Here is a 22,585-nt window from a genome sequence, read left to right on the forward strand (position 1 = left end):
AATTATTTTGTAACAAGTTCAGTATTCAATCCACATTCGGTTTTTTTGAGGCCAAACCAGCGGCCGCCGCGGCCATCTGCTGCATCAAGGTCAAATTTGCGTGTACAGGGTTCGCACCCTATACTGAAATAGCCTTTTTCTTCCAGCGGGTTACGTGGAATATTGTATTCATTGATGTATTGGTAGATCATTTTACCATTCCAGTCGAGCATGGGGTGAAAGCGCGTAACACCAAATTTGGCCTTTTGCTCCACCGCAAAACTTTTACGCGTATCGCTCTGGTCTGCCCGCACACCATTTATCCATATGTCATGCTCGGCGAGTATGGGTTCCAGCGGGGCAACTTTGTTCAGGTAGCAACAATAGTCGGGGTCACTTGCAAAAAGGAGTTTGCCACTCACATCACGCTGGTTGATCTTTGCTGTTGTTGAAAAAACATTTTTCAGGTTTAGCCCAAACTGTTCTGTAATCTGGTCCCTGTACTGCAATGTTTCCGGAAAGTGGTAGCCGGTATGAATAAAATAGACCGGTATGCTTTTATCGATGCGGCTGATCATGTGCAGCAGCACCATACTGTGTGTTTGAAACGAAGACGTGGTAAAAATTTTCAGCCCTTGTTCCTTGTAACTTTCCAGCCGCTCTTTGATCTCTTCAAATTTCATAAGAAGGCAAAGATAAGGTGGCAACAGTTAATAGTCTACCAAAATTGTGGGGAATTGATTTTATTTCCTTTTACGAAAATTTTTTGGGCCTGGCTGTTGAATATGCATTTGGCTGCTGTTGCGTCGCACTCTTGTACTGTATTGCATCAAGCGGCTGCTCCGGGTTGTAGACGTGAATGGTGAATGGTGAATGGTGAATGGTGAATGGTGAATGGTGAATGGTGAATCGTGAGACGTGAGACGAGAGATGTCAAAGAAAAATTTCAATTAAGGTAACTGCTATTCATCATCGTGCTGATACAACTACCATTGCTGAAGCCACAGTGGTACAAAAGCCTAATCAATGCGAACGCAAGAAAAGGGCTGTATATCTTTTCTTGCTTGACTTTTTGGTTCTTTTGTGTCAAGACAAAAGAACAGGAAACAACTATGATTAAATGAACCTATCTGCAACTGCAGCGTAATCGTGAATGGTGAATGGTGAATCGTGAGACGTGAGACGAGAGATGTCAAAGAACAATTTCAATTAAGGTAACTGCTATTCATCATCGTGCTGATGCAACTACCATTGCTGAAGCCACAGTAGTACAAAAGCCTAATCAATGCGAACGCAAGAAAAGGGCTGTATATCTTTTCTTGCTTGACTTTTTGGTTCTTTTGTGTCAAGACAAAAGAACAGGAAACAACTATTATTAAATGAACCTATCTGCAACTGCAGCGTAATCGTGAATGGTGAATCGTGAATGGTGAATCGTGAATGGTGAATGGTGAATCGTGAGACGAGAGATGTCAGAGAAAAATTTCAATTAAGGTAACTGCTATTCATCATCGTGCTGATGCAACTACTATTGCTGAAGCCACAGTGGTACAAAAGCCTAATCAATGCGAACGCAAGAAAAGGGCTGTATATCTTTTCTTGATTGAACTTTATTGTTCTTTGTCTTTCAAAAGAAAAAGAACAGTAAAACAACTTCGCAGAAACCAATCACTGCATGAAATAAACGATGTTTGTAGCGCACACAAAAACTATTTATTGAAACACAGCAAAACCGCACTCTTGCTGACTGAAGAACCAGCCGTACAAGTGAGTGACACAACAGGTGCTGATAGTAGCAATGCTGCCGGCGTCATCATTAGCAGCCTACGCATAACGACAGGTATAAAAACAAAAAACCCGCAAAAAATTGCGGGCTTTATTACGAACTAACACATTATACGTATTTGGTAACACCGGGCGTGGCAATGGCGTAAAAACCGTCAGGGCCTGGTACTGCCTTAGGCAGCGAATCCCATGTATAGGTATCGGGATGCAGGTTCATGTTTACGTTCATTGCTTTATCCCACTCTACCACCTGGCCACTGTAGGTTGCCATTCTGCCCAGTATGGCAGTCATGGTGCTTTTGGCACCGTTTTCAGCATCTGCAAATTTATACTCGCCTTTGGCAATGGCAGCAAAAAGCTCATCGTGCTCAGACTGGTATGGATTGTTTTCCTTTTCCATATCGTACTGGTAAATGGCCTTGCCCTTATGATCGAGTATGGTGCCGGCGCCGCACTTGATGCTGCCTTTGGTACCTACCAGGTATTCATCTACCTTACTCATGGTACCCGGAATATGCCGGCACTGGCTGTTGAGCACAGAGCCATCGGCATACGTATATTCCACATAATGGTGGTCGAAGATTTCGCCATATTCTTTACCTTTTCTTACCTGTCTGCCACCCATGCCCTGGGCTTTTACAGGATAGCCACCTTTGAACCAGTTGATCACATCGATGTTGTGTATATGCTGCTCGCAGATATGGTCTCCGCAAAGCCATACAAAGTAGTACCAGTTGCGCATCTGGTATTCCATTTCGGTTTGGTTGGGCTGGCGTTGCTTCACCCATACGCCGTCGTTGTTCCACCATGCCTGCGCGGAGGTTATATCGCCGATCATGTCTTTGCGGCTAAACATTTCCCTGTATGAGTTTTGATAATGGCGCTGCAGGCCAACTACCACATTCAGTTTCTTTTGTTTGGCAATGGCAGCATTTTCCAGCACTTTGCGTATGCCTTCCGGCGTGGTAGCTACCGGTTTTTCCATGAAGATGTGTTTGTTTTGTTTCACCGCTTCTTCAAAATGTATGGGGCGAAAACCCGGAGGTGTGGTAAGTATTACCACATCTGCCAGTGGAATAGCTTTCTGGTAAGCATCAAAGCCTGTAAACTTTCTTTCTTCAGGCACATCGATCTTGTTTTTGATATTGCCTGCGGTACCCGTCATATCTGAAAGATCGTCTGCTGTAAGTGTTTTGTAACAATCATCGAGCCTGTCGCGAAAAGCATCTGCCATAGCCACCAGCTTTACATTTTGCTTGCTAAGCATAGCCTGCATGGCCGCACCTGTGCCGCGACCGCCACAGCCTATGAGTGCCACTTTAATAACATCTGCAGAGCCGGAAAAGAAATTGGCTCTTGACAGTATCGGCGCAGTAATTAACCCGCCTGCAATAAGCGACGTTTGTTTTACAAAGTTGCGCCTGCTGGCGCTGTTTCTTTTGCTCATATCGTTAGAATTTGTACCCTTTGCTAGATGGCTCGGGGCATGTTGAGAATGGTTGTTTATGATGATAGATAAGTTTGCCATACTACTCACACGAATACGGTCTTTTAACGTGGTTAAGCATCTGATCAATACTGTTTGTAAAATGCCTCTGCCTCTTCGGGGGTTGGCTGTTTTACCGGGCGCACAATTCTGAAACCGACTGATTTTGCATCTGTAAGCCACCATTTACTTTTTGGCACCTGCGGGTCTTTCCTGTTCCAGCTTACGTCAGACTTGTTCCTCGATGCGCAGCGGATCATTGACAAAGGGTCGTTATACCCGCCGCCCCTTACCGTTTTAGGGTAGGTTGTTGCCGGAGGTATTACGGGATCATTCGGTTTTGCCGAAACAGTAGCGTAATAATTTTCATCATACTGATCGAGTACCCACTCACTTACATTGCCCAGCATATCGTACAAGCCCCACGCATTGGGCTTTTTCTGCATAACCGGCTGATACTTGTATGGGCTGTTACCATCGTACCAGGCATATTCATCTATCCTGGTGCTGTCATCTCCCCAATAGAATTCGGTGCTGGTACCAGCCCTGCAGGCATATTCCCACTCGGCTTCTGTTGGCAACCTGTAAAACTGGCCTGTTTGTTTATACAACCATCTGCAGTACATCATGGCTGTTTTCTGCTGCATACTGTTTACGGGGAACCCGCCTGCTTTTCCCATACCCCAGCTAAGATCTATGTATTGTGGCGTTGGTCTTGTTACGGCATCAACCATATTATTTACACTGGTATTTGCGTCATTGAAAAACAGGAGGAATTCATCATAAGTCACTTCATGTTCGCCCATCCAGAACGCACCAATGGTTATTTTTTGCTGCGGACCTTCGTTTGGCTGGTGGTGTCTTTCCTTTTCGCTGCTGCCCATCAGGAATGTGCCTGCCGGTATGGGGAGCATTTTGAATGTAACAGCAGAATTTGGAATGGTGGTCGTGTAGGCTTTAAAATCATCCTGTGCATACGATTGCACAAAAAGAGGTAATGAACATAAAAACAACGCAATACGTTTCATGTACCGAACATACAAAGAAATTGTTTTAAAAATTCAGCAGGGTTTTAAAAAGATACGATCTGCTAATATTCTACCATCCCTGCATTTCTGCCGGATTGTTGTATAACTCTCGTTATTTTGCCGCAATATTTTTCATTGAAAAAGATCATCTGCACCGTTACCAATGACCTCAGCTACGATCAGCGAATGCAAAGAATCTGCACTTCGCTGGTGCAAAACGGCTATGATGTAACCCTTGTTGGCAGAACCATGGCAGGTTCGCCGAAATTGGCATTACAACCCTTTAAACAGAAACGCCTTAATCCTTTGTTCCAAACAGGTATTGCATTTTACTTTATTTATAATGTGCGGCTTTTCTTTTACCTCCTGTTCAAAAGCGCAGATATCTACTACGCAGTAGACCTTGATACTATTCTGCCTAACTATTTTGCCGCTGTTTTGAAAGGCAAAAGCCGCGTGTATGATGCCCATGAACTGTTTACCGAGCAAAAGGAAATTGTTACCAGGCCTTTCATACACCGCTGCTGGTTATTCATTGAGCAATTTGCTGTTCCAAAGTTCAGGAATGGTTATACCGTCAACATTTTTATAAAAGAAGAACTAAAGCGGCGTTATAATGTTGACTACGGCATTATCAGGAACCTGCCCGCATTATACACTTTGCAACATCAGGCGGGTGACGAAAAATTTATACTCTACCAGGGTGCAGTAAATGAAGGCAGAAGTTTTGAGACATTGATACCCGCCATGCAACGGGTAAATGCCCCGCTAAAAATTTGCGGCAAAGGCAACTTCTTTGAACAAACGAAACAGCTGATTGACACATACGGCCTCGCCAATAAAATTGAGCTGGCCGGTTTTATCCTGCCTTCCGCACTAAAAAATATTACACAACGCGCCTTTGCAGGGTTAACCTTGTTTGAAAAAACAGGCCTTAACCAATATTATTCCTTAAGCAATCGTTTCTTCGATTACATAATGGCGGGCGTGCCACAGGTGTGTGTAAATTATCCCGAATACAAGGCCATCAACGACATTTACCAGGTTGCCCTGATGATTGATGATACAGATGAACGTACCATTGCGGCAGCCTTGAACAAATTGCTGGATGATTCATCCCTGTATGAACAGTTAAAGAAAAATTGTGTTATAGCAAGAGAACAACTCAACTGGCAGCAGGAAGAAAAAAAACTGCTTTCTTTTTATAAACAACTTTAGCCACAGGTGATCATGGCAACCCGGCTGGTAAAAAACAAGCACTAAATTGGATAAGCACTTACATATTATAAGTCTCGATGTTCCATATCCTGCAAACTATGGCGGCGTGTACGATCTTTTTTACAAACTGCCTGCGTTGCAGGCACAGGGCGTAAAAATTCACCTGCATTGTTTTACCAATGGAAGACCCGAGCAGGAGGAGCTAAACCGGTATTGCGAGGAAGTCTTTTATTACAAACGCAACACCGGGCATAAAGGGTTTGCTGTAAACCTACCCTATATAGTGGCAGGCAGAAAAAATGAACACCTTTTTGAACGGCTGCTGAAAGACAACCACCCCATTTTTATGGAAGGAGTACATTGTACCGCGCTTACTTTGGACAGGCGTTTTGATAAGCGCAGAAAATTTGTACGCATCCATAATGTGGAACATGACTACTATAATCAACTGTATAAATGCAGCACACAACCTTTCAGGAAGTTTTACTACCTGTGGGAAAGCCGCCTGCTGAAAAATTACGAGCAGACACTTGTAGATCATGCCACGGCTTTTTGGTCTGTTACAGAAAAAGATGCAGAATATTATCGTAACCAGCTCCATTGCAAAACGATGGATTACCTGCCACTCTTTTTACCACCGTGGCAGGTGCACACGCAACAAGGTATGGGTGCATATTGTTTGTATCATGGAGACCTGAGTGTTGCTGCCAATGATTATGCAGCCCGGTGGCTGGTTGAAAAGATTTTTGCAAACAGTGATCTGCCGATTGTTATTACCGGCAAAAACCCTTCAAAAGCCCTGGAAGACCTCGTTCATGAAAATGAAAATGCATGTATTGTTGCAAATCCATCTGAAAAAGAAATGCAGGATATGATTGCCAAAGCGCACATTCATGTGCTGCCATGTTTTAATGATACGGGCATAAAAATAAAATTGCTCAATGCATTATATAACGGCCGCCACTGCCTTGTAAACAGTGCAATGGTTAGCGGTACAACACTGGGCAGTTTGTGCCACGTAACAGAAACGCCTGAAGTTTTTCGGGAACGTATAGAGCAATTATTTCATGAGCCTTTTACACAAGAAGAAATTGCCACGCGAAAAATATTTTTGCATGATCATTTCAACAACGAAGCTTCTGCCAGGCAAATGGTAAAATGGATCTGGGAGGTATATGCATAAGCAGCAGACAGCTGCAATTTCCCGGCCTTAAACTTCTGTTACGGCACTGTCAAATACCTGGCCGCGTTCGGTTTTTAAAATGCGGGACGGATATTTACTGATCACAATGAAATCGTGCGTTGCCATAATAACGGCTGTACCGTAATCCCTGCTTATCGCAATAAGCAATTGCATAATTTCATCGCTGGTTTCAGGGTCGAGGTTGCCGGTAGGTTCATCGGCAAGTATTAGTTTGGGAGAATTGAGCAATGCCCTGGCAATGTCTACACGCTGCTGTTCTCCACCACTCATTTCAAAAGGCATTTTAAATCCTTTACTCTTCAGCCCCACCTTATCCAGCACATCATTTATTTTTTCTTCGATCAGCTTTTCGTCTTTCCAGCCGGTAGCTTTCAACACAAAGCGAAGGTTCTCATGTACATTCCTGTCTGTAAGCAACTGGAAATCCTGGAACACCACGCCAAGGTTCCTGCGCAGAAAAGGCACTTTCTTCCACGTCATATCCTTCAGGTTAAAACCCGCAACTGTTGCCTCACCTTCTTTCAGTGTAAGTTCCCCGTACAAAGTTTTTAAAAGACTGCTCTTTCCTGTGCCTGTTTTTCCAACAAGGTAAACAAACTCGCCCCTGTTCACACTAAAATTCACATCCTGCAAAATCAGGTTACTGCCCTGGTAAATATTTACATTTCTTACGCTTACTACTGCATCAGACATAATAAAAACTTTCTTTTGTAAAATTACAGATCGCTGCCAAGCAATACAATTTTTTTGGAGCCCTGCTGCATTGCTGCTATTAAACTGCCGTTGCGTCGCACTCTTCAACTGTAAACCGCTGGTGGGCACTTTTATACTACCGGCGCAGCATTTAAAACCAAAAAGCAACAGCATTTATTATTTGGCCTGTATGTTTTAAGCCTGCCGGTTGTTACAAATATAGTCAGCATTGCAAAAGAACTGCTTTGACTCAGCTTTTTTTAAAAGGCCAAAACTTATTTACATATGTTTAACTAAAGAAATAGTTGTACAACTAAATTTTTAGTTTTATGTTTGACTAAGAATTTAGTTGAAAGATTTTTAGATTACATTCACCGGTAAACCCGGCGCAAAGAAATTGCAGGAAGGTGCACCCGGAAGTGTTGCATGCACTACTGCAGTACAAGAGTGCGACGCAACAAAAGCTCAATACAGGTACAACAGCCGGGTCATAAAATATTTACAACATGAAAACATTAACAAGGGCAGAAGAACAGGTAATGCAGGCCTTATGGAAAATTGAAAAAGGATTTTTAAAAGACATTGTAGAAGCAATGCCTAATCCTAAACCGCATTCCAATACAGTAGCCACACTGCTCAAAATTCTGATTGAGAAAAAATTTGTAGATACCGAGATCTATGGACGAATGAACCAGTACGAGCCACTTATCTCTAAAGACGCGTACTCAAAAAACTCGCTGAGCACGGTTGTAAAAGGCTACTTCGGTGGCTCGTTTACGAAAGCTGTTTCATTCCTGGTAGAAGAAAACAAATTAAGTGTGGAAGACCTGGAACTATTGTTACAACAATTAAAAAAGAAGTAATATGCTATTGCAAACACTGGCTGTTTACCTGCTTAAAACAATTATTATCTCCGCATTGCTGCTGCTTTATTACTGGCTTGCATTGCGCAACAAAAAGCTGCATTATTATAACCGGTTTTACCTGCTTGCATCGGTGCTGCTGAGTATTACGCTGCCGTTCATCAACCTTGCTCTTTTTACCGTTTCCAGTAACAGTGATAGAGCTATAAAAGTGTTTGATGTAATGTATGCCGCCGGCGGAGAATCAGCAATTGCTACATCTTCCGGCGCTGCCATTAACTGGCAGCAGGTACTGCTGATGATAACTTTTGCTGTAACCGGCGTTTTGCTGCTGATGCTTGCAGCAAGAATAGTAGCCATATATAAAACCAAGCAAAAATATCCTGTAACAAACATGCAGGAGTTTGATTTTGTAAATACCGATCTGCGGCAGGCGCCATTCTCTTTTTTGAAAAATGTTTTCTGGAGAAATGATATTTCGCTCGAAGAAAATACAGGCCGGCTGATACTGCAACACGAACTTACCCATATTAAAGAGAAACATACGCTCGACAGGATTTTCCTGCAAATAGTGGCGGCAGTGCTATGGGCCAACCCGCTGTACAGGCTTTACCAGAAAGAGTTATACCTCGTACACGAGTTTATTGCAGATGACAAATCTGTTACAGACAGTGATGCAGCCGCTTTTGCAGAAATGTTGCTGCATGCGCATTATGGTAAGTTCAATTTTGATCCTGCACAACCTTTTTTCTACTCACCAATAAAAAGAAGATTACTTATGCTTACCACCTCGAAAGAACCAGGATTCAGCTACCTGCGCCGCATTATGGTATTGCCACTGCTGGCGTGCACCGTGCTTTTATTTGCATTCAGGCTGCATAAAGACAATGATGAAACACCGGTCATTAAAGTAGACAATAAAGAAAATTTTAAGGTGGTAATAGACGCTGGCCACGGCGGGGAAGACAATGGCGCACTGGCTACAGATGGCACAAAAGAAAAAGATATTAACCTTACCGTTGCTAAAAAAATACAAACACTAGCCGCAGCGTATGGTATAGAAGTAATAATGACGAGAACGGCAGACGTATATATGACACCAAAACAAAAGGCCGATTTTGCAAACAGCCAGCATGCGGGGGCGTTCATCTCCATTCATGCAAATGCGGCTACAAAAGAACAACCTGCCCGTTCGGGTGTAGAGGTAATCGTAGCAAAAAATAATGATAACCGACAACTGGATAAAAGTAAAATACTGGGCTCTGCGCTGTTGCAGCAACTGGCCGGTAACTTTACAGCGCCGCAAACATTGTTACAGCGCCCGGTAGGTATATGGGTACTACAGGCAACCAACGTGCCCGCAGCATTAATAGAATGCGGTTACCTTACCGATAAAAAAGACCTTGGCATTTTAAAAGATGATGCACAGGTAGAAACCCTTGCACGTAAAATACTGGAAGGTATTGCCGCTTATGCCAACAATGAAGAGCAACACATTTCACCCGCAGATGTGCAAATGCAAACAAGCGCGGCAGTTGCAGATACAAACAAGCCAAAAGTGGAGAAGGTTACAATTGTAAACGTGCCTGCCAACGTTGTGTACATTGTAGACGGCAAAAAAAGTACTAAAGAAACGGTTGGTAAGCTTACAGAAATTAAATCGGTAAACGTGCTGAAGGGAGCAACATGGGAAAACAGCAAATACTACGTAAAGGGTAAATCCGGCGCCGTGGTGGTTACTACCAGGGCAGACGACGAAAACTCATCTGTATTTATAAACACACCTGGCAAAGACGCTCCTGTTTATATTATCGACGGCAAGATTGTTGAATCTGCCGAGCTGCAGGTGGCCATTGAACGCAACGACATTCTTTCATTAAACGTTTTAAAGGGTGAAGCTGCCATAAAAAAATATGGTGATAAGGGAAAAAACGGCGCCATAGAAGTAACCAGTAAAAACAAAGACGACAAAGACGGAGAAGGAAAAGCTACCTTCTTTGCACCACCTGTAATAACAAAAGATTCTGCCCAATAGCAAAACATACAATTAAAAAATGGCCGGCGGGTTCGCCGGCCATTTTTTATTGCCCTGAAGGCCGTTTATTGTTACACACCAACGGCAGCATTGCTCAAAGCTTTCTTTATAGCTGTGGCCATCTTCGTTGCTTTTTCCTGTAGCTGCTCTTCCGTCCAGGTAAGACTGATTGCAGTAGAAACGCAGCGGCTCATTACAGCATCGCTGGCTGAGAAATCCTGCGTTTGCAGTTTTAGCAATGCTGCTTCCTGCAATGGGTTAAGCTTATTCAACGCTGCAGCATTTTTCAGGTGATCCCATTTGCGTATGTAATGCCAGTTATTGTCGAACCAGTAAAAATTACCTGCCAGTATACCCTGCGCTTTCATTTCTGCAACGGCAGCCCTGGTTAGTTCTTCTGTTGGCAAAAACCAGCTTAAGAAAGTGCGGCTGTCGCCGCTTTCATCCGGCACTATACGAAAAGATATTTCCGGAATTGTTTGTAACGCAGCTTTTAATACCCCGTGGTTGCGTTGCTGAATTTCTAAAAACTTTGGCAGCTTTCTTATTTGTGCCAGACCGACCGCAGCATGTAATTCACTGATGCGGTAATTGTAACCGATAAACGGGTGCAGGTCTGCACCACGGTCTGCACCCAGATGGTCGTGACCATGATCTGTATAGCCATCGCATTTTGTATAAACGTCTTTGTTGTTGGTCATCACAACGCCGCCTTCTCCACAGGTAATAGTCTTTACGAAGTCGAAAGAGAAAGTACCGGCGTCGCCAATGGTGCCCAGCGCTTTTCCTTTGTATGTGCCACCAATACTCTGGCAGGCATCTTCGAGCAGAATAAGCTGGTGTTCTTTACATATTTCCTGCAATGCATCAAGGTCTGCCATACTGCCGCACATATGTACCGGCATAATGCATTTTGTGCTGGCAGTAATAGCTTTTCTTACTGCCGCCGGGTTAAGTGTAAGTGTTTCATCAACATCCACCAGTACAGGCACGGCGCCTACGCTCAGTACAGCCTCAAAACTTGCCACAAACGTAAACGATGGCATAATCACTTCGTCTCCATACCCTACACCCAAAGCAGTCATAGCGGTTGTAAGCGCCGCGGTTCCGCTGCTTAACAACTGTGCATGCGCACAACCAAATGTTTCTGTAATGGCGGTTTCAAGCTCTTTTGCTTTCCAGTGGCCTTTGCGGGGCCCGTCAAATCCGTAGCGCATAAGAATGCCTGTTTCCAGTACATCATTCAATTCTTTTCTTTCTTCATCGCCAAAAAATTCAAAACCTGGCATATAAAAAATTTAGAGTGATTGTTTGTGTTTACTCCTGCGAAGGTAGAAAAACTGTTTGTTAATGCGTTGCTATGTGTAAGCAGCGGCATCTTTTTATATAAGCCATTTACATTGAGCGCTGCTCAATGTGTTTGAACAGTTGTTTTCCGGCAGCGGTACTTTTGGCATCGTCCGTTGCGTCGCACTCTTGTGCAGTATATCTTTATGCAGCACGGTTCGAAGTTGCAATGTTTTTCTGCAACTGCATTTCCTGCGGTCTTTTCTATATTATGAGGTTGTTACTGCGCTGTCAGTTGATAGCCACCGCCGTGTTCTTACAGGTCTCAGACAGCAACGAATGAAGTTTACATGTGCACGCCTAAAAATCATGTTCCGTAATGCACATCTCCATTTTGTGTTGAATAAACCTTTATGCATTTGTGTTGCCGGAAATTACACTGTAAAACGTGTGCTGCAAATGACAGGCAAGCGTTGTTTATTGGTACATGATGCCACACAAACGGATCGCTGTAGCTGCCATAAAAAACGGAACGTACAAGTGAGTGACACAACAGGCGATGCCATTGGTTTTACAGCCGGCACACCAAAAATCTTAACCAATTAAATAAGTTGATTACAGGCATTAATCTGTTTCTTTGCAACCGTTTAACAATATTTATTGCGCATGTGGTACAAACTCGGGCAGTTTATTCTGAAGTACAGATTGTTATTACTGGTTATTTTGCTTGCCGCTACCGTGTATATGGGTTACCAGGCAAGCCACATACAAATGGGTTACGATTTTGCAAAAGCCATACCTGTAGATAACCCGAAGTACAAGGATTACATGGCTTTTAAACAAAAGTTTGGCGATGATGGCAATACAATGGTGCTGGGAATGGAAACCGATGAACTGTACACACCTGCTGTGTTTAATGCACTACACCAGCTGCAGCAGGACCTGAAGACTGTTGCCGGCGTAGAAGACATAATGGGCATACCGGATATTGCCACGCTTGTAAAAGAAGACTCCACCGAGAAGCTGTCTTTCAAAAAAATATTTCATGCGCCATACAGTAACCAGCCATTACTTGACAGCGACAAAAATGTGTTTTTAAATTACCCTTTCTACAATGGTAAGCTGTACAACGGCAGCACGAATGCGTCGCTTATGGCGGTACGGCTAAATAAGGATACGGCCAACAGTAAATCAAGAACAAGGCTGATCAACAACATCACCACGCAGGTAAAAAAGTTTGAAAGCGCTACCAAACTTACCGTGCATTTAAGTGGCCTGCCTTTTATAAGAACCAATGTTGCAGACAGAATTCAAAAAGAAATGTATTGGTTTTTGATTGGCTCGCTGGTATTGTCTGCTATTACGCTGCTCATCTTCTTCCGCTCATTCAGTGCTATGCTGATGAGTTTGTTTGTGGTAATTATGGGTGTTGTGTGGAGCATGGGCACAATGGTGCTGTTTGATTTTAAGATTACATTACTAACAGCTTTGATTCCACCATTGATCGTTGTAATTGGCGTACCCAATTGTATTTACTTTCTAAACAAATACCATACTTCTTACAAAGATACCAACGACAAAGAAAAAGCGCTGGTAACGATGGTAGGGAGAATGGGTGTGGTTACATTGTTTTGTAACATTGCCGCTGCCATTGGCTTTGCCGTATTTGCTTTAACAGAAAGTGCGCTGCTGAAGGAATTTGGTATTGTATCAGGCATCAACATTATGATGTTGTTCATTATCTCACTCATTTTTATTCCCGCTGTGTTAAGCTTTTTACCGGCACCAAAAGCCAAGCATGTAAAATACCTCGACAATAAAGTACTCGAAAAAATACTGGTAAAAATTGAGCACTGGACATTTAACCATGCAAAGGCCATTTATGCCGTAACAGGTGTTGTGCTGGTATTTTCTGTTATTGGTATAACCAAACTAAAAAGCGAAGGCTTTATAGTTGATGACCTGCCTAAGAATGATGCGGTTTATACAGACCTTAAATGGTTTGAGCAAAACTTTGATGGTATTATGCCATTAGAAATTACCGTGGAGGCCAACAAGAAGAATGGCTTACTGAGATCACTGGAGCCGATAGAAAAGATCAACGAATTTTCGCAATACATTGCAGACAGGCCCGAGACATCAAGACCTTTATCTTTTGTGGAAGGACTAAAATTTGCCAAGCAGGCTTATTATGACGGTGACAGTGTAAACTACACCACGCCTACAGAGTTTGATATGCCGCTAATGGGCAAATACCTGAAGCAGGACAAGAAAGATACTGCCACAGCTAAAGGTGGCATGAATAATATGCTGCGCAGTTTTATTGACAGTAATAAACAAACCGCCCGTATAAGTGTAAACATGAAAGATATTGGCAGTGCAAGGCTGCCGGTGTTATTAAAAGAATTTGACTCTGTTGCCAAGGCAACGTTTGATACCTCAAAATACAAAGTAACATTTACAGGTACCAGTGTTACATTTCTCGAGGGCACAAGCTTTATCATCAATGGCTTAAAAGAAAGTATTATGTGGGCCTTCCTGCTTATTGCATTGTGTATGCTTTACCTTTTCAGGTCTGCAAGAATTTTGCTTTGTTCGTTAATACCTAACCTGGTACCGCTGGTAATTACTGCGGGTGTAATGGGCTGGACGGGTATTGCGCTAAAACCTTCTACCGTATTAATATTCAGCGTAGCCCTTGGCATTGTAATAGACGTAACCATACGGTTTCTTGTAAACTACAAACAGGAACTGCTACACTACAACTACAATGTAAAAGAAACATTGATCCAAACTATTCGCCATACCGGTATCAGTATCATTTACACATCACTCGTGCTGATAGCCGGTTTTATTATTTTTTGCATCAGTGAGTTTGGCGGCACAAAAGCATTGGGCTGGTTAACATCTTTAACGCTGCTCGCAGGCACAATAACCAACCTGGTATTGCTGCCCGTGTTGATCCACTCACTTGTTAAAACAAAAAAGCCCAGGTAGCAGCTAACAATAAAAAGTCTTTTTAAAGCCACTGTTTTACAGTAGTATACTGGTTTCGCTCAAACAAGTACATTTGTTTTATGTATGAATACCTGAAGGCATTACACATCATTTTTGTGGTAACCTGGTTTGCAGGAATGTTTTATATACCACGTCTTTTTATTTACGCAACAGAAGCCGGGGAAAAACCGCCGGCGGAATGTAACATACTGCGTAGCCAGTTTGCTGTTATGATGAAGCGCCTCTGGTATGGCATTACATGGCCATCTGCCATACTCACTTTGGTTTTTGGACCAACAGTGATGTTTTACAACGGCTGGCAAAATATTTTACTGCAACCGGAAGGAAAATGGCTGCTTATCAAGCTGGTCTTTGTAGTCTTTCTCTATGCTTACCATTTCTCCCTGCATGCTATTTTTAAACAGGAAATACGGGGTATTTATAAATATACTTCGCAGCAGCTTCGTATATGGAATGAGGTTGCCACCATATTCCTTGTTGCCATTGTAACGCTCGCTGTAGTAAAGCAGTCAGACAGTTTTCTTTGGTCGCTTGGTGGTTTAACGGGTTTTATCATAGTATTGATGAGTGCCATCAGGATCTACAAGATCATCCGTTCAAAAAAATAAATAAAACACATTATTGTATGTATAAAATACTGGTAATTATACTGGCGGTATTGGTGGTCTCCTGCTCTTCTAAGACAACTGTTGATCTTGTGGTGCACAATGCTGTTGTATATACCGTTGATAGCACCTTCTCAACGGCGGCCGCATTTGCCGTTAAAGATGGCAAGATCGTGGCAACAGGATCTGAAAAGGCAATACTGGACAAATATTCATCACCCAACATAGTTGATGCCGGTGGCAAAGCTGTTTATCCCGGCTTTATAGATGCACACGCACATTTTGTGGGTTACGGAGAATCTTTGTTTTCAGTAAACCTTTACGATGCACGCAGTTTTGATGAAGTAATAGCCCGGGTAAAAAAATTTGCAGCAGACAACCCGGGTGTACCGTGGATCCGTGGCCGTGGCTGGGACCAGAATAAATTTCCCGGCAAGGCCTTCCCTTCAAATGATTCATTAAACAAATACTTCCCAGATAAACCGGTATTGCTGGAGCGTATAGATGGCCATGCCTCTATCGCCAATGCAAAGGCGTTAGAGCTTGCCGGCGTAAGGCCGGGGCAAACAGTTACGGGCGGAACATTTGAAACAAAGAATGGAAAACTAACAGGTATATTAATAGACAACGCCGTAGAAGCCGTTGCTTCAAAAGTGCCTTACCCATCGCAGGCGCAGTTTGAAAGCTGGCTAACGGCTGCGCAAAAAAATTGCTTTGAGCAGGGCCTTACAACTATTACCGACTGCGGTCTTAGCTACCGTGCCGCTGAAATAATTGACACTTTACAAAAAGCCGGCAAACTGGATATGCGTTTGTACATTATGCTAAGCGATGATCCTGCAAACTATGCACAGTACCTGGCCAAAGGCCCATATAAAACAGACAAACTTTACATAAGAGGTTTTAAAGTGTATGCAGATGGCGCGCTCGGCAGTCGCGGCGCATGCATGTTGCAACCATATACTGACAAGCCGGGCTGGTATGGCTTTTTGCTAAATACACCGGCACATTACGATTCTGTTGCCGCCATGCTGGCAAACACAGATTTCCAGATGTGCACGCACGCCATAGGCGATAGCGCCAACCGTGCCATACTCAACATCTACAACAAATACTTAAAAGGAAAGAATGATAAACGCTGGCGTATCGAACATGCGCAGATCGTAAATCAAAATGATTTCAACCTGTTTGGCAGCGCTTCGGTTATCCCTTCGGTACAGCCAACACATGCCACCAGCGATATGTATTGGGCCGCAGAAAGAACGGGCACAGAAAGATTAAAGGGCGGTTATGCCCTCAAACAGTTATTACAGCAAAATGGCTGGCTGCCACTGGGCACAGATTTCCCGGTAGAAGACATCAGCCCGTTTAAAACCTTTCTGGCTGCAGTGTTCAGAAAAGATGCCAAAAGCTTTCCTGCCGGCGGCTTCCAGATGGATAATGCGCTTACCAGGCAAGAAGCCATCCGCGGCATGACCATTTGGGCAGCTAAGGCCGATTTCCTCGAACAGGAAACCGGCAGTATTGAAGCAGGTAAAGTAGCAGACTTCATTATTCTCGATAAAGACCTCATGAAAGTAAATGAGCAGGAAGTGCTGCAAACAAAAGTAGTGGCAACATATGCCGCAGGTAAAAAAGTTTTTGGTAAATAATTTTTTGTAACGGGCATTTGGGCAGGTGGCATCGCCTGTTGTGTCACTCACTTGTGCGTTCCGTTTTTATGGCGGCACCAGCGTTCCGGTATGCCGGCTTCGTAAAGAATTTTTTTTCATATAGTGTTAGCCCGATGGGAGGCGCAGTTTTATGAAGCTGTTGGTAAAATAGCCGCATAATTGTACCCGGAACTGCCGAACAGCATTACCAGCCGTACAAGTGAGTGACACAACCACAGCTCAATAGTATTACTACAGCCCGTTCCATAATAACTTCATATACTGGTGGTTATATATCATTTATTGCCATATCAGCGCCGGTTTTTTGAGAAAAAGTAAAAAAAGCAGTTTTTTTTGAAAAAAATTTACCAGCCATTGTCTTTTTGGTGTGGTTTTTGTTTTATTTTTAGTAAGTTTTTTAAGGGTTTAGGGTTGAAAAAATTGCCCCGTTAGTCTTATCGGGGCTTTTTTATGCCTGCACCTTATTGCTTACAGCAGTCTATTTACTTTTTAATAATGTTGTGTACTTCTTTGCCTCGTCTGCATAAATAGCTATGCGGTGAGATCTTATAACGGCGGGCGTTGCACCTGCTTTTCCTTCTTCTTCCACGGTAAGAAAATCTGATTGCTTAACGGGCATGTGACAATCTATGCAATTTGCTTTTAGTGTGGCCGCACTCAGTTGCTTCATGCTGCAAAAATGCTGGCTGTTCTCCGCGTGACAGGTAAGGCATTTGGCCGAGAATACTGCCGGCTGGTTACGCTGTTCTGTATGTGTATTATGGCAGGAACCACATTGCAGATCCTGTGTCATTATATAACATTTACTCGATGCCAGCAACCCATACTGGTTAAGATGAACATCTAACTGCTGGTTGGCCACCAGCGCATTTTCGGCAGCAGTGTGGGCCATCGTATCGCCCGGCCGGTATCCAAATGCCGGATGATCATCCTGCCGCATACCGCCATGGCAATAGGCGCAAAGATCTACCTGTTGCTGCCGCTGCATGGTGGCCAGCCGCATGATGTGTTGTGGCTTTTTTTCTTCGGGGTGCTCTTCATGAAATTGTACATGCTCCAGTGCCGGCCCATGGCACCGTTCACACTGCACACCAAAGATCACCTGGTTAGGGTCTATGCGATCGGCAGAAACTGTGTGACCTGTATCTTTCGCATAGGTAGCATGACACTCGAGGCAACGGGTAGTAATGGGGCGGTTGAATGCAGGCCGGAAGGTTGAAAAACCCGGGCTGTTTACCCATGTACCGCTTGAGCGAAAGTAAGAAACCGGCAATTGTACAAAATGATCCTGCTGCCAGCTGATGTAAGATTGCCCCCGCCTGCCAGACCCAATAACAGCATCCATTTTGCTGCGCCTTTCTTCTTTGCCGTTTTTATACCATGCCTGGTAAAAACCGCTATCGGTTTGCAGCATGGCCACCACATCGTAAAACGAATAAGCATAGGTATTCTGCCCGTTTGCAAAGCTGCCGGCAATCGTATTTTCTTCTGCAACATTTGAGGTATTGGCGTGACTGGTATGAGTGAAAGTTTCATAAACCTGTTCATGACACTTGCGGCATTGTTCAGACCCGGCAAAAGCCTTACCGTAATTATCCTTTATTTCGATAGCAGGCTTACTGATGCATTTGGTCAGTAACGCAAGCGTTAGTACAATACAACAGATAAGAAGGGGTAGCTTCTTGAACAACAAATTCATAGGCAGCCAGTTATGATAAGGTCACCTTATCATATACAATATAACCGACAACTGTGGTGATGTGCATGAAATAAGACGTATGAGTGTTTTTCTGCTACCAACAACGGTATTTGCGAGATATCAGTATTTTTCAGATATGGGTTAGCGCAGACTGTTCCTGAGGTTGTAAAACTAATGGGGCCATTAAAAATAAAGCACATAGCCATTATTGAAGGCTTTCGCATATTGTTCTTTTGTATCCATCAGAATGTTTCTTTAGTGTGTTTTTCCAGGAATTCCTGTATGGAATCGATATCGTAGAGGATGATCTTTTTCTCCGGCTGTGAGAACCTGATTTTGCCTTCATCCCTGAATTTCTGCAGGGTGGTTTTGCTTGCTATGCCAAGCAGATTCATTGCTTCTTCACCTGTCACCCATTTGCGCAAGGGAATATCCTGCTTTTCGCGGATGCGGGCGACGACCTGATCTATCAGGGCATAGAAGGCTTCATCCTGAAGGCAGATTACTTGCATTTGTGAGGTTTACATTGTGATTGAAACAGGAACGTTGATTTTTGCCTCAACTGGCGTGTATATATCAACTTCCTGTGCTGGGGTAATCAAGGAAACAATTAGAGAATATCTTGCATTTTTCTCAACATTTCCCAAATGCTTTCGTTCTCTCCACCATCCCAAAACGGGGTAGACTGCAATTTTATTACATGTTGCAATATCTGCTGCATTACCTTCCCACACATCTGAATGAACAGCTCCCAAAACTCTGTTATTTGCACCAATAAGCCATCTCTCCGAACCGGCATCTCCGATAAACTCGAATTCGTCTCTTTCAGAGGCTACGCTTATTCTTTTAACAAACTGTTCAGTTGTATCGTTGATGTTGCTGACATCAAATCTGAGTCCGTGAGATGCATATCTGTATCGATCTTTCCATCCAACTTCGCCCGGACCTGGTTCTACAAAATAACATAGTGTGATCTTCATTTTCACTTGCGTTGCTCCTAAACCCAGTAATTCATCTTTAGGCCAGGGTAAATCGTAGAGATGCATATCGTTTGAAACTGGTCTATTGTCGTCATTAAATTTAAATGGCTGAATATATTCTTGTGCCACTAGTGTTAAAGTAGACCTACCGCAATAAAGTGCTTTGTTTAAGTCGGGCACACCAAACCCACACACTCTCATTAAATCATGTACACCCTTTTTTTGTTGTACATCAAAACCAAACTGGCTAATTATTGTATCCGGCCATTCTGCCGAATGAACCATCAACGCCTTAACCGTTTCTGGCCAACAGTTTGGATATTCCGTTTGAATTTTTGCCGCCATCCATGCAGCTTTAGCGGAAGCAGCTGAGGTTGCAAAGATTGTATCAAACTGATTATTCTGAATATCAAATGATGTTGACAAAACACTGAAATCCGGGAAATTTTCGTAGAGTCCGCCGTCGGGTGCTTTTCTGATATTTCCACCTTCCAGAACAATTTCAGGCTTGATGGGCCAACGGCTTTCCCAGAGACTCGAGCAAGTGCTGAACGGGGAAAGACCACGCAAAGGGGCGAGAGCACTATGACCATTAAAACTCGTGTCTAAAATAGCGGTCTTTTCTGTGTAGGCTCCAACAGTTAATGAGTTCCATGACTGAGCAGGATCTTGAATTGAACAGAGCAAGTTTGATGCTGGATAAGCATTCCACTCGCCTAAAGACTTCACGTTTCCCGCAGAAACAATGAATAATCGTCGCTCATCATCAACTTGCCCCGAAGTAATAGAGTCTATAGCAGCTGACCACGAAGTTGGTCGACCTTTATGATCAATTTCATCAGAAGTGATCGCACAACAATATATTTGTTTATCATTTGGTGAACTGATTTCAGACCTGCTTATTGCTTGTTGTGTAATTGCGCCATACAAATCGGGATCATTATTACCAACCGGAGGCAAAATTTTTACAGAACTTAATTTGTGGGTCAATAATATTGGTTGATCTGTCTGCAAGGCTTGCTCAAGATCTCCGTATCCAGATACTCCACCCATGAGTGTTCCATGACCGCTATCATCGGCAACACCCCAATCACGATTGTAAGCGTTACAATCATTATCATTCAATATAGGAGCCAAAAGTGGATGGCCATTATTCACTCCAGTATCAAGAATACAAACCTTTGTGTTGGACGCTTTAACTTCTATTCTTTGAATTAACTCTTCGACCCATTCGGCTTGGGAAACATTGGGTTCATTTATCCAAAATGACGCCGCTTCTTTTGCTTTCCTTATTTCGGCTACGTGTCTACAAGACTCAATCAAATTCAAAAGTTTTGACCGGTCGGCCCTTATTAGGGAGACAATACGCTCAGGAAAATAAATAATTTTGTTTTCGAAAAATTCAATCGATAGAGTTTGACATATTTCTGCTGTTTCTGTAATTACACCGCGCTCTTCACCAACAATGGCTTTTAGCCATAATTCAACGTAGACATCATCATCCCCTGGAATCAGGGCTGGTGGATCAGTCCAAAAAGATTCAAGTATAGCTAATCTAACATCATCGATGCTTGTAACCAGAGGAAAATTCTTTGGCAATTTGCTTCTCTTGTCTACTTCATTTTTGAATTTTCTAATTTTCCGTATGAAAAAATTTTCTTGGCCCTGAGGAATATAAACTGTTGCAAATGTTTGCTTAACACCGTCTTGCACCTTTTCCCGTACATTCAGCAATTTTACGCCGACCCTGATATCTTCAAGGCTCTTGGTTGCAAGATCACAGCCTGTACTGCTTCGAAATTCTATGTACGACCCGGTTTTTACTGGCAAGGATACTGCAGTTCTTTCGCTTCTAATTCTATCGGCTGTAGCCAAGATTCTATCAAACGAGTTAATAAGTCTATCACTATGAGATTGCCTGTCACGCTCAGGCAAATTAAGTTTTGATCCGTATCCTTTTATTTTATATTCTGTTGGAACGGCAACTGAAGGTAAGAAGAGTATAGGGTAGTTTTCGCTCATTATTTTGTTTTGGGTTTTGATTTATAGGCTGTAATTCTCTCATTTAGCATTTGCTTTATTAGAACTAGATCAACCTGCTTCTTATCGTTTAGTATTGCATGTTTTATGGCGTCTAAGCAGGCTTGAGTAATCTCCGCATGACTGAGCTTATCCGTTTTTAAAGTATCAAGTTTATAACGTCCTTTATATTTTCCTAATTTATTTTCAATTAGCTTAATGGCCTCACTTTTTAAAGGCAGGTTATAACGTATAACATCGTCAAATCTTCTGAAAAGTGCTTGGTCAAGCAGGTCAATGTTGTTGGTTGCAGCAATTATAACGCTCTTCGAAGTATCCTGCTCTATCATTTGAAGAAACGAATTAAGTATTCTGCGCATTTCACCTACATCATTTGTCATTCCCCTTTCGCCGCCTATGGCATCAAACTCATCAAAGAGATAAACGCCTTGCCTTTCCTGAATACTATCGAAAAGATGCCTGAGCTTTGCGCTAGTTTCACCCATAAACTTGGTTACAAGTTTATCCATAAGTATGACATATAAAGGAAGCTGAAGCTCGTTAGCGAATATTGCGGCAGTCATTGTTTTACCTGTTCCCGGTGAGCCAGAAAGCAAAATCTTTCTCCTATTATCAAGGCCGTGTTTTGATAACTTGTCTTTTTGCTTGAATTCTAAAAGAATTCTCTGAATCTTACTTAGAATTTGGGGCGAAGCTATTAGCTGCGGGAGTTTCACCTTAGGTGAAATCTCTAAAATCAACCCATTTAGATCATCATTGAATGGCCTAAGTTTTACAACCTTTGCTTTTGAGGTATCAACCAGTTTTTTTATCTCATCGGCAACTGACAGATGACCTTGCCTAGCTTCATGAGCAGCTATTTGCAAAGCAACAGTTGAGAAACGAACATGATCGTCCTCAAAGTGCGATTTTATCAGCGTTCTAATTTGATCTCCGGTAGCCATATTTATAATCTAATTTATTATAATTGAATAAAAAAGCAAAACTATTAC

General features: G+C 42.8%; 16 protein-coding genes. 7 read left to right on the forward strand and 9 right to left on the reverse strand.

The features are described 5' to 3' along the window. Positions 1 to 2 precede the first annotated feature (2 nt). The 3 genes from I5907_RS04125 to I5907_RS04135 all read right to left on the reverse strand — a co-directional run bounded on the left by I5907_RS04125 (position 3) and on the right by I5907_RS04135 (position 4,278). On the reverse strand, positions 3 to 662 hold the full coding sequence (locus I5907_RS04125) for a phosphoadenylyl-sulfate reductase (protein ID WP_196989460.1): 660 nt from the start codon (positions 660 to 662) through the stop codon (positions 3 to 5). A gap of 1,211 nt (positions 663 to 1,873) precedes the next feature. Further along, positions 1,874 to 3,211 (reverse strand): Gfo/Idh/MocA family protein, encoded by a 1,338-nt coding sequence (locus I5907_RS04130; RefSeq protein ID WP_196989461.1) that lies wholly within the window; start codon positions 3,209 to 3,211, stop codon positions 1,874 to 1,876. Positions 3,212 to 3,336: 125 nt separating this feature from the next. After that, positions 3,337 to 4,278, reverse strand: coding sequence for a formylglycine-generating enzyme family protein (locus tag I5907_RS04135; protein WP_196989462.1), 942 nt, complete (start codon positions 4,276 to 4,278; stop codon positions 3,337 to 3,339). 135 nt (positions 4,279 to 4,413) lie between these two features. Between I5907_RS04135 and I5907_RS04140 the strand changes: the two genes are divergently transcribed. Together I5907_RS04140 and I5907_RS04145 are read left to right on the forward strand one after the other, a co-directional pair. Beyond that, on the forward strand, positions 4,414 to 5,496 hold the full coding sequence (locus tag I5907_RS04140; RefSeq protein ID WP_231401958.1) for a glycosyltransferase: 1,083 nt from the start codon (positions 4,414 to 4,416) through the stop codon (positions 5,494 to 5,496). Positions 5,497 to 5,542: 46 nt separating this feature from the next. Next, positions 5,543 to 6,679: a glycosyltransferase gene (locus I5907_RS04145; RefSeq protein WP_196989463.1), complete on the forward strand. Its 1,137-nt coding sequence runs from the start codon at positions 5,543 to 5,545 to the stop codon at positions 6,677 to 6,679. A 27-nt stretch (positions 6,680 to 6,706) separates the two neighbouring features. Here the strand turns inward: I5907_RS04145 and I5907_RS04150 are convergent, their stop codons facing one another. Further along, positions 6,707 to 7,393 (reverse strand): cell division ATP-binding protein FtsE, encoded by a 687-nt coding sequence (locus tag I5907_RS04150; RefSeq protein WP_196989464.1) that lies wholly within the window; start codon positions 7,391 to 7,393, stop codon positions 6,707 to 6,709. 506 nt (positions 7,394 to 7,899) lie between these two features. On the opposite strand from I5907_RS04150, the gene I5907_RS04155 reads away from it, so the two are divergent. Next, positions 7,900 to 8,256, forward strand: a complete 357-nt coding sequence (locus tag I5907_RS04155) for a BlaI/MecI/CopY family transcriptional regulator (RefSeq protein WP_196989465.1) — start codon at positions 7,900 to 7,902, stop codon at positions 8,254 to 8,256. Between the two features lies 1 nt (position 8,257). Next, on the forward strand, positions 8,258 to 10,291 hold the full coding sequence (locus I5907_RS04160; RefSeq protein WP_196989466.1) for an N-acetylmuramoyl-L-alanine amidase: 2,034 nt from the start codon (positions 8,258 to 8,260) through the stop codon (positions 10,289 to 10,291). A 71-nt stretch (positions 10,292 to 10,362) separates the two neighbouring features. Here the strand turns inward: I5907_RS04160 and I5907_RS04165 are convergent, their stop codons facing one another. Next, positions 10,363 to 11,580 (reverse strand): DegT/DnrJ/EryC1/StrS family aminotransferase, encoded by a 1,218-nt coding sequence (locus I5907_RS04165; RefSeq protein WP_196989467.1) that lies wholly within the window; start codon positions 11,578 to 11,580, stop codon positions 10,363 to 10,365. Between the two features lie 664 nt (positions 11,581 to 12,244). Here I5907_RS04165 and I5907_RS04170 point away from each other — a divergent pair. The 3 genes from I5907_RS04170 (at position 12,245) to I5907_RS04180 (ending at position 16,853) form a co-directional block, all read left to right on the forward strand. Continuing rightward, positions 12,245 to 14,575, forward strand: a complete 2,331-nt coding sequence (locus tag I5907_RS04170) for an efflux RND transporter permease subunit (protein ID WP_196989468.1) — start codon at positions 12,245 to 12,247, stop codon at positions 14,573 to 14,575. A gap of 80 nt (positions 14,576 to 14,655) precedes the next feature. Continuing rightward, positions 14,656 to 15,204, forward strand: coding sequence for a CopD family protein (locus I5907_RS04175; RefSeq protein ID WP_196989469.1), 549 nt, complete (start codon positions 14,656 to 14,658; stop codon positions 15,202 to 15,204). Positions 15,205 to 15,221: 17 nt separating this feature from the next. Further along, entirely contained in the window at positions 15,222 to 16,853 is a 1,632-nt protein-coding gene (locus I5907_RS04180) for an amidohydrolase (protein WP_196989470.1), read from the forward strand. 499 nt (positions 16,854 to 17,352) lie between these two features. On the opposite strand, the gene I5907_RS04185 is transcribed toward I5907_RS04180, so the two are convergent. The 4 genes from I5907_RS04185 to I5907_RS04200 form a co-directional block, all read right to left on the reverse strand. Then, positions 17,353 to 18,573 (reverse strand): multiheme c-type cytochrome, encoded by a 1,221-nt coding sequence (locus I5907_RS04185; RefSeq protein WP_196989471.1) that lies wholly within the window; start codon positions 18,571 to 18,573, stop codon positions 17,353 to 17,355. Between the two features lie 242 nt (positions 18,574 to 18,815). Then, complete coding sequence (locus I5907_RS04190; RefSeq protein WP_196989472.1) at positions 18,816 to 19,085, reverse strand: helix-turn-helix domain-containing protein; 270 nt, start codon at positions 19,083 to 19,085, stop codon at positions 18,816 to 18,818. A gap of 9 nt (positions 19,086 to 19,094) precedes the next feature. Further along, positions 19,095 to 21,575 (reverse strand): S8 family peptidase, encoded by a 2,481-nt coding sequence (locus I5907_RS04195; RefSeq protein WP_196989473.1) that lies wholly within the window; start codon positions 21,573 to 21,575, stop codon positions 19,095 to 19,097. Further along, entirely contained in the window at positions 21,575 to 22,537 is a 963-nt protein-coding gene (locus I5907_RS04200; protein ID WP_196989474.1) for an AAA family ATPase, read from the reverse strand. Before I5907_RS04200 ends, I5907_RS04195 begins: the two co-directional genes overlap by 1 nt. Between the last annotated feature and the right edge of the window lie 48 nt (positions 22,538 to 22,585).

Source organism: Panacibacter microcysteis, assembly GCF_015831355.1.
Taxonomy (GTDB): Bacteria; Bacteroidota; Bacteroidia; order Chitinophagales; family Chitinophagaceae; genus Panacibacter; species Panacibacter microcysteis.